This is a genomic window from Streptomyces beijiangensis (assembly GCF_017315755.1).
GTDB lineage: Bacteria > Actinomycetota > Actinomycetes > Streptomycetales > Streptomycetaceae > Streptomyces > Streptomyces beijiangensis.
Genome location: NZ_JAFLRJ010000180.1, coordinates 18,175 through 27,246 on the forward strand (window position 1 = coordinate 18,175; position 9,072 = coordinate 27,246).

At 67.9% G+C, this 9,072-nt stretch carries 7 protein-coding genes and 1 pseudogene; 3 read left to right on the forward strand and 5 right to left on the reverse strand.

What is annotated here, in order from left to right; all coding sequences use genetic code 11:
• Positions 1-219: 219 nt before the first annotated feature.
• Positions 220-1,800, reverse strand: a complete 1,581-nt coding sequence (locus J0695_RS20055) for a sodium:solute symporter family protein (protein ID WP_206963485.1) — start codon at positions 1,798-1,800, stop codon at positions 220-222.
• Positions 1,801-2,169: 369 nt separating this feature from the next.
• On the reverse strand, positions 2,170-2,952 hold the full coding sequence (locus tag J0695_RS20060) for an SDR family oxidoreductase (RefSeq protein ID WP_206963486.1): 783 nt from the start codon (positions 2,950-2,952) through the stop codon (positions 2,170-2,172).
• Positions 2,953-3,043: 91 nt separating this feature from the next.
• Here J0695_RS20060 and J0695_RS20065 point away from each other — a divergent pair, with 91 nt between their 5' ends.
• Positions 3,044-3,883 carry a hypothetical protein gene (locus J0695_RS20065; RefSeq protein ID WP_206963487.1) on the forward strand — a complete coding sequence of 280 codons (840 nt, stop codon included), beginning with the start codon at positions 3,044-3,046 and terminating at the stop codon, positions 3,881-3,883.
• Positions 3,884-3,973: 90 nt separating this feature from the next.
• On the opposite strand, the gene J0695_RS20070 is transcribed toward J0695_RS20065, so the two are convergent.
• From J0695_RS20070 to J0695_RS20080, 3 genes are all read right to left on the reverse strand, one after another.
• Positions 3,974-4,171 (reverse strand): DUF397 domain-containing protein, encoded by a 198-nt coding sequence (locus tag J0695_RS20070; RefSeq protein ID WP_206963488.1) that lies wholly within the window; start codon positions 4,169-4,171, stop codon positions 3,974-3,976.
• A 177-nt stretch (positions 4,172-4,348) separates the two neighbouring features.
• Complete coding sequence (locus J0695_RS20075; protein WP_206963489.1) at positions 4,349-5,206, reverse strand: helix-turn-helix domain-containing protein; 858 nt, start codon at positions 5,204-5,206, stop codon at positions 4,349-4,351.
• A gap of 220 nt (positions 5,207-5,426) precedes the next feature.
• On the reverse strand, positions 5,427-6,149 hold the full coding sequence (locus J0695_RS20080) for a GOLPH3/VPS74 family protein (RefSeq protein WP_206963490.1): 723 nt from the start codon (positions 6,147-6,149) through the stop codon (positions 5,427-5,429).
• A 193-nt stretch (positions 6,150-6,342) separates the two neighbouring features.
• Between J0695_RS20080 and J0695_RS20085 the strand changes: the two genes are divergently transcribed.
• Positions 6,343-8,577, forward strand: coding sequence for a D-alanyl-D-alanine carboxypeptidase family protein (locus J0695_RS20085; protein WP_206963491.1), 2,235 nt, complete (start codon positions 6,343-6,345; stop codon positions 8,575-8,577).
• A gap of 133 nt (positions 8,578-8,710) precedes the next feature.
• Positions 8,711-9,072 (forward strand): annotated as a pseudogene (locus J0695_RS20090) (MFS transporter); the annotation flags it as partial.

Genomic DNA, 9,072 nt, shown 5'->3' on the forward strand with positions numbered 1-9,072 from the left:
TCCGGCACCACTCAAGCTCTCGGGGGCTATCAGCCCCTCCGGCACCACTCAAGCCCTTGGGGGCTATCAGCCCCTCCGGCGATTGAGGAGCGGGGTCTGGGGCAGAGCCCCAGAACGCCCGTGCACGCGCGCCCGAACCTGCCGCGCACCACGCGCACCACGCGAAGGAGCCCGCCCCCAGCACCGGGGGCGGGCTCCTCCACGTACAACAAGCGCGCGCTAGCTACCCGCCCCCTCGCGCCCCAGCACCTTCTCGTCCCCCGCCTCCGCAGGAGCCGGCACCGCGGCGGCAGCCGTGTAAGGCCCGTCGTCGTCCGAGTTGATCGTCGCGATGATCGCGTCGCGCTCCGGGGTGTCCTCCGGCTTGATGAAGCCGATGACGATGTAGAGCACCAGCGAGATCGCCAGCGGCAGTGCCACCTGGTACTGCAGAGCCACGTCCGTCTTGGCCGAACCGTCGAAGTTGTAGTTGGTGAAGAAGAACGCCAGCAGACCGGCCGCCCAGCTGGTGAGCGCCGCCGTCGGCCCCGACTTACGGAACTGCCGGAGCAGACCCAGCATGAACGGGATCGCGATCGGCCCCATCAGACCGGCCACCCACTTGATGACGACGGTGATGATGTCCTTGAACGTCGGCGAGTTGATCTGGGTGGCGAGAGCCATCGACAACCCCAGGAACGACAGCGTCGAGAGACGTGCCGCCAGCAGACCGGCCCGGTTGGACCACTCGCGCGCCGTCTTGGAGAAGGCGGGCGCGATGTCACGGGTGAAGACGGCGGAGATGGCGTTGGCGTCCGAGGAGCACATGGCCATCGTGTGCGAGAAGAAGCCGACGACGACCAGGCCGAGCAGACCGTGCGGCAGCAGGCTCTCGGTCATCAGGGCGTACGAGTCGGACGCGTCGGGCTTCTTCGCCTGCACCAGCAGCGGGGCGACCCACATCGGGAAGAACAGCACGGCGGGCCAGACCAGCCACAGGATCGCCGACAGCCGGGCCGAACGGGTCGCGTTGCGTGCGGAGTCCGTGGCCATGTAGCGCTGGGCCTGGTTCCACATGCCGCCGTTGTACTCGAAGGTCTTGATGAAGAGGTACGCGATCAGGAAGGTCAGCGTGTACGGGCCGGCCGTCGGGTGGGTGTGCCCGCTCGGCAGCTTGTCCCAGACGGTCCACAGCGAGGAGAACCCGCCGAGCTTGCCCATGGCGGTGACCAGCATCGCGACACCCGCGAGCAGCTGGATGACGAACTGCCCCAGCTCGGTGAGCGCATCGGCCCAGAGACCGCCGACCGTGCAGTAGACGGCCGTGATCGCGCCGGTGATGAAGATGCCCTGGGTGATGGTGATGCCGGTGAACACCGACAGCAGGGTCGCGATGGCCGCCCACTTGGCGCCGACGTCCACGATCTTCAGCAGCAGCCCCGACCAGGCGAGCGCCTGCTGGGTCTGGATGTTGTAGCGGTTCTTGAGGTATTCGAGCGGTGAGGCGACGTGCAGTTTCGAGCGCAGCCGGTTGAGCCGGGGCGCGAAGAGCTTGGCGCCGATGCCGATGCCGATGGCGATCGGCAGCGACCAGGTCACGAAGGACGTGACGCCGAAGGTGTACGCGATGCCGGCGTAACCGGTGAACATCACCGCGCTGTAACCGGACATGTGGTGCGAGATGCCCGCGAGCCACCACGGCATCTTGCCGCCGGCCGTGAAGAAGTCGGAGACGTTGTCCACGCGCTTGTGGGACCAGACGCCGATCGCGATCATCACGCCGAAGTAAGCGATGAGCACGATCCAGTCGAGACTGTTCACTGTGCCCCCTCCCAGGGGTCCGCCATTCTGCTGTGTTCAATTCACTGGCTGTGTTCCATGAACTGAACGTGGACGCACTTCGCCAGTACGTCCTCAGGGCGGTTGCCCCCGTGCGGGAGTGGGGACTTCACGGATTGAACCCCCTGTTCGGAGGGTCGGTCAAGACCTTCGGCGATCACGGATATGAACACAGATCACAAAGCAGAACGATTTTACTTGCTCTTGACCTCTGGCCCCGTTGCCCTCGAGGTGACGCGGGCCACACCATGAGCGGGCACTTCGCCAGACGCACAGCGGTAATCGCAACGAAACGACCGCCCGGGATGCGGGTCCCGAGCGGCCGATTGAGGAGAGCACCAACTGCACGTCTTAACGCATGAGTTCCCCCGCGTTCACCAGCAGCGACTGCCCGGTGATCGCCCTCGCCCGGTCGGAGGCCAGGAACGCGGCGGCCTCCGCCACATCCCCGTCCGTGGCCAGCTCAGGAAGCGCCATCCGCTTGGTGAGCCGGCTCAGGACCTCTTCCTCGGGCACGCCCTCGGTGTGCGCCGTGAACGTGACGAACGCCTGCACCGGCGGGCCCCACATCCAGCCGGGCAGCACCGTGTTCACCCGGATCCGCTGCGGGCCCAGCTCGCGCGCGAGGGAGTACATCGCCGAGGTGAGTGCCCCCTTGGACGCCGCGTACGCCGCCTGGTGCACCTCTGAGGGCGCGGCCACGGCCGACTGTGTACCTACGATGACCACCGAGCCGCCCCGCTCCCCGAGCCCCGGCAGGCAGGCGCGTGTCATGCGCAGCGTGCCGAGCAGATTGACGTCGACGATGCCCTTCCAGGTCTCGAAGTCCGCGTCCGCGAGTCCACCGAAGTAGCTGTCCCAGGCGGCCACATGGACCACCGCGTCGATTCGCCCGAACCGTTCCTTCGCGAGTGCGGCGAGCGCTTCGCACTGCGCCTCGTCGGTGATGTCGGTCGAGCGGTACGCCGTGTGCCTGCCGTCCGGGTCGATCTCGGTGGCGGCCTTGGCGAGCGTGGACTCGGTCCGTGCGCCGAGGACGGCGTTGCCCCCGTCCCGTACGACGGTCGCCGCGACCTGATGGCCGAGCCCGGCCCCGACGCCCGACACGATGACGGTCTTCCCTGCGAGGAGCATTCGGTCGCCTCCCGGCTATGGCAGTTCTTCTGACGGACCGTCAGAGTAGGTCCGTCCGGAGGAGGAAGGAAGAGGAAGGAAGGGAAGCGACGTGAGCGAAGAGACCCGCAGCGAGGTGTACGCGGAGCTGGCTTCGGTCGGTCCTTACGGGGTGCGCCCCGGCCATGCGCTGATCACCATGGTCGAGCCGCACCCGGGCCATGAGCACGCGTACAACCGCTGGTACGAGGACGACCACTACTACGCCGGCGCGATGGCGATGCCCTGGATGGCCGCGGGGCGCCGCTGGGTGGCGACCCGTGAACTCCAGGAGCTGCGCTACCCGGAGAAATCGGCGGTCGCCGAGCCGGTCTCCGCGGGCTGCTACCTCTCCACGTACTGGGTGACGGAAGGGCGCTACGACGACCACATGAAGTGGACCGTCGGGATCAACAAGCGGCTGAACAGGGACGGGCGGGTCTATCAGGACCGCACGCACGTCTTCACCGCCTTCCAGGACCACGAGGCGACCGTCTACCGGGACGGGGCGGCGGGGCCGCGGGACTTCCATGCGCTGGACCATCCGTACAAGGGCCTCGTGCTGGAGGTCGTCGACGCGGAGGGCGTGGAACAGCGGGGCGAACTGCTGGAGTGGCTGCGCTCACGGCATCTGCCGAAGAGGCTCGCGGGCGGACCGGCGGCGATGGTGGTGATCTTCCGGCCGACGCCGCTGCCGGGGGACCGGATGACCTATGTGAAGCAGGTCGAGGGGGTCGACACCCGGCTGACGCTGCTCTGGTTCCTCGACGAGGACCCGCGCGAGGTGTGGGACGAACACTTCACGGGGCTGGGTGAAGTGGTCGCTGCCTCAGGTCTGGGAAGAGTGGAATTGGTTGCTCCGTTTATTCCGACGATTCCCGGGACGGACCGCTATGTCGATCAGCTGAGATAGCCCGGGAAAGGAGCCGAGCCCCCTCGGCCAGGACGGCGGACCAGTCGAGAGGGCTCATCTTCGTGTCTTCGTGCGGTGGAACGTTGTGGATCAGGCGGTGCGGGTCACCGCGGTCACGAATGCGTTCCACGACGTGGAGGCGAAGGTGATCGAAGGGCCTTCGGGGATCTTCGAATCCCGAACGGCGATGGCTTGCGTGATCGGTGACTTGACCTCTACGCATGCGCCGTTCCCCGCAGAATAGGAGGACTTGATCCACATTTCCTGTGCACCCTGGTGAATTGCCATGTCTGCTCCGGTCTAGCCAGTTGTGTCGAAAAGACGCCAGCGTTCTTGATGGCGTGATCGACGCTACTAGTCAACGTCCCCGAGTGCGGGGCGCGTTCACTCAACCGGATGGCATATACCAGAGGGGACTTCCGCAGGACCGTGGGCAGGGTGTACCTTTCCCGCTCAGCAGTAAGCTCAATGGGCGAATTCTTTGGCTACGTCCGAAATGAACTGCCGTGTCTGATCCGCATTCAGAGCCTGCGCGCGGAGGTGTTCGTACATCACGCTGTAGCGCTGTACGTCCTGCGCCTTCTCCAGATAGAGATCACTGGTGACGCCCTCGATGTAGACGACGCTCGAATCGCCGGCGTCGGGGAACTCAAGAATCGCGTACTGCCCGGTGACGCCGGGATGCGCACCCGCCTCGAAGGGCATCACCTGCACCGTGACGTGCGGCAGCTGGGACCATTCGACGAGATGCTCCAACTGCTCGATCATCAGCTGCCTGTTGCCGACGACCCTGCGCAGCGCCGCCTCGTCGAGCACGGCCCACAGCCGCAGCGGGCCGTCGGCGGTCTGGATGCGGTCCTGGCGGCGCAGCCGGACCTGGACGCGCTTCTCGATGTCGGTCGTCGACGTCTCGGGCATCGCACCGGTGATGAGCGCCTCCGCGTAACCCCGGGTCTGCAGCAGACCGGGGAGCACCTGGGACTCGTACACGCGAATGGAGGCCGCGTCCGTCTCCAGGCCGATGTAGACGCTGTACGGAATGTCGCCGAAGGCGTGCCACCAGCCCTGCTGGCGCGAGTCCTTGGCCATCTGCATCAGCGAGTCGACGATCCGGTGGTCCTCGACCTCGTAGACCCCGCACAGATCGCGGACATCGCGCTGGCTGATGGAACGGCGGCCGTTCTCCAGGCGGCTGATCTTCGACTGGGACACCAGCAGACGGTCGGCGACCTGTTCGGCCGTCATGCTCTTCTGCTCGCGGAGCTTTCGCAGCTCCTGGCCCAGTCGGCGGCGCCTGACAGTGGGGTTGACGTTGGACGCCACGGAACTGCACCTCCGGCTTTAACTGCTGACTAGCTGCATTAACTCTCAGCAGACTGCCACCAACACAGCGTGTTGCGCTGCGAAACGGCCTGAGAAAATGAGCGCGCGGGGCCAGTTGGACTGGCCCCGCGCGCTGTTGGTGCGGCTCCCGAACCGGGTCTTGGGGACGTCGGTGCGGCGGTTTCCGGTGGTGCGGTTCATGCAGGTGGTGCGGGTGTGACTAGTGCGCCGCGACGCGGGCCATCGACCCGCGATGCGACTGCTGCTGCGACTGCATCGGACCGCCCGGTGCGGGCGCAGCTGGTCGGCGCGGCTGAACCGCCACACCGTTCTGGACGTCCATCACGGCGTGTGCCACGAGTCCGCCCATGGGGTCGTGCCTGATCAGGTCCCTTAGCCGGGAGCGTGATGAGCGCCCCTCGTTGCCGGGATACAGGTGCTTGCCGAGTCCCACTGCGTGAGCGAGCGCGGCGAGCGCCGCGGTCCGCGGATCCGGCGGTACGCCGGTGCGGATCGCACTGTCCAGCCGGGCACGGATGTCCCTGCTGATTGCCGTGTCCGTCGCTTGGTAGCGAGTCGTCGGCAACACACCGCACATCTGGCCCGCCACGGCATGCACCATGCCGCACCGCTCCAGATGAGCGAGGTAAATCTGACGGAGCCCCAGTCGGGGCCCGCCAATCCAGTGAACTGCCCGAACCGGGCTGCCACGCCTTCGCAGCAGTTCCAGTGCGGAGTCCAGAGTCGGATCTCCTGTCGGCCGTGCCATCACCACGGCGATACGATCCCCGTCAGGGGCTATCCGTCCTGCCAGAGCCAGCTCCACTAGCTGAGCTCCGGCGAGGCCGAGGTCGAGCGACTGCGGCTGCGCTGTGGTACCCGTGGTCGGGTCCAGAGCGAGCAGCAATAGCTCTTCCGGAATCGATCTGCGGCTCCTGCCCATCCATGCCTCCCCGCGTGGATGAATGACAGGGTGACCCCTCTCACAATGGTCTGTCGAGGGTGCCTGGTGGGTTTGTGCGGGAACCGATACATATGTCGTTCTCGTCTAGCACGTGGGGTAAGCCCCCACACAGGACACTGGTAGATGGTTCGGACAGGCGGGAAGTCCCGCGCGACGTATCGAGGAGGCATCGGTGGCGGGCGAGTCCCCCGACAAGTCGGAGCAGCGCAAGTCGTCGGGGGAGAGTGACCCGAGGCTGGCGGTCTTCCGTGAACGCCCCAGTGGCGGCGATCAGCCGACGCAGGTGTTCCGTGCTCCCGTGCCGGACGTGCCGGACGTGCCGGAGAGTGCGGCGCCGGCGCCGGACAACGCGCGTCTGAGGGCGGCGGTGGCGGCCTGGGTCGCCACGGCGGACGACCCGGCCGATGAGACCGAACCGGAACGCGACGCGGAGGCGGAGCCGGAAACGGAGCCGGAAACGGCGTCCGCGTCCGAGGAGGCCCCGGAGCCGTCCGACGCCGAGCCGTCCGACGCCGAGCCGTCCGACGCGGAACCTGCCGACGAGACGCCGGCGGCTGCCGACGACGCTGACGCGGAGCCCGAGCCGGAGCCCGAAGATCCCGCCCCGTCGGACGACGACACGCCCGAGGAGGCCGCGGAGGTCGAAGAGGCCGACCCGGAGCCCGAGAAGGCGCCCGCCGAGGAAGCGACCCCGGCGAAGGCGGAGCCGTCCGACGCCGCCGACGACGCCGCCGAGGCCGAGGCCGAGCCCGAGCCCGACGCCAACGACGACCCGGAGCCCGAGCCCGAGCCGGACGACAAGACCGACGAGTCCGCAAAGAGGCCCGTTGCGGAAGCGAAGGGTGTCGATCAGCACACCGCTGTCTTCCGGCTGCCCAAGGCGACCGCCGTCGACCAGCCCACCACCGCGCTCAAGATCAGCGATGTCCCTCCCCGGAAGCCCGTCCCCGGCAAGCCCGAGGGCGACGCCGAGCGGACCAGTACCTTCGTACCGCTGAAGGCGAGCGACGTACGGACCGAGCCGAAGAAGCCCGAGCCCCTCAGGTCCGGGCCGCCGACCCCTGCCGCGCCCGTTTCGCCGCTGCCCGACGTCGCTGAGCGGACCAAGCAGCAGCCCCTGCCGCCGAGGCCCCCGCTCGACCTGCTCGCCGAGCTGACGAACACCCCGCCCCCGGCCCGGACCCATGTCCGCACGATCGCGCGACGGTTCAAGATCTGGACCCCGCTGATCCTGCTCCTGGTGATCGTCTTTGCGGTCGTACAGGCTGTACGACCGCTGCCCACCCCCGCGCTGGCGCTCTCCACGGACGCCACGTACACCTTCGCGGGCGGGAAGCTGTCCATGCCGTGGCCCGCCGAGGGCCAGTCGGCCGCCGAGGTCGTCGGCGTCGGCAGCCTGGGCACTTCGGGCGCCCAGAAGTCCGCCCCGACCGCGAGCATGGCCAAGGTCATGACCGCGTACGTGATCCTCAAGGACCACCCGCTCACGGGGAAGGCGACCGGCCCGACGATCACCGTGGACAAGGCGGCGGGCGCCGAGTCCAGCTCCGCCGACGAGTCGACGGCCCAGATCAAGGAGGGCCAGACGTACACGGAGAAGCAGATGCTCCAGCTGCTGCTCATCCCGTCGGGCAACAACGTGGCGCGCCTGCTCTCCCGCTGGGACGGCGGCACGGCGGCCTTCCTCAAGAAGATGAATGACGCGGCCGCGGCCCTCGGCATGACGAACACCACCTACACCGACCCGAGCGGCTTCGACTCCAAGACGGTCAGCACCGCGACGGACCAGGTCAAGCTGGGCAAGGTCGTCATGGACAACGAGGTGTTCCAGGAGATCGTGAACACGCCCCAGATCGAGATCCCGGGCGTCCCTGGCACGATCTACAACAACAACTCGATCCTGCTGAAGCCCGGCGTGAGCGGTATCAAGACCGGCTCGTCCACCCCGGCGGGCGGCAATCTCCTCTGGGCCGCCAACACCGTCATCGACGGCAAGGAGCGCCGGATCGTCGGTGCGGTGATGGGCCAGCAGAAGGGCACGACGCTCCAGAACAAGCTGGACACGGCGATCACCAACAGCTACACGCTGATCCAGAAGGCGCAGCAGGACGTCACGTCCGCCACCGTGATCAAGAAGGGCGCGGTCGTCGGGTACGTCGACGACGGGCTCGGCGGCAAGACCCCGGTGGTCGCGACCAAGGACCTCAAGGCCGTCGGCTGGCCCGGACTGCAGGTCGACATCAAGATCGGCGACGGCGGCAAGGCGGTCCCGCACTCGGGCAAGGCCGGCACGGTCGTCGGCCAGGTGTCCGTCGGCTCCGGACCCGGAATGGTGACGTCCCCCGTCGCCCTCCAGAGCGATCTGTCCGAGCCCGGCTTCGGCGAGAAGCTGACCCGGGTGAGCTGAGCCCGCAACCCGTACGGCTGCCGCTTCCGGCCGGAAATAACCGGAGGCGGCAGCCGTATACCCGCGTGTTAGCGTCGCGGAGCAACTGTGGGACGCAGGGACAGCGTCCTTCTGCACAGGAGAGCGAGCCCTGGTGACCACAGCTGAGCCGACGCGCGAAGAAGGCAGGAGCGACCCCCGCGACGGGGGCGCCATACGCATGCCCACGTCGGGCGGCGGCGACGCCGCGAGCAGTACCCGCACCACCCGCGCCACGAAGGATCCGGGCGCTGCGAAGGATCCGGGCGCCGCGAAGCCCGCCGGCCACACCCCGACCCCGCCGCTTGCCCCGCACCGCCGCCTCTGGGCGTACGCCAACCGGCATCCTGTGATCACCGCGACCGTCGTCGCCGCCGTCGCGCACGTCGTCTGGTTCTTCTTCTTCGCCAACAGCGGCGGCGACCTGGCCGCCCAGGACGCCTGGGCCGAGTTCGTCGGACGCCACCCGGCGTCCGC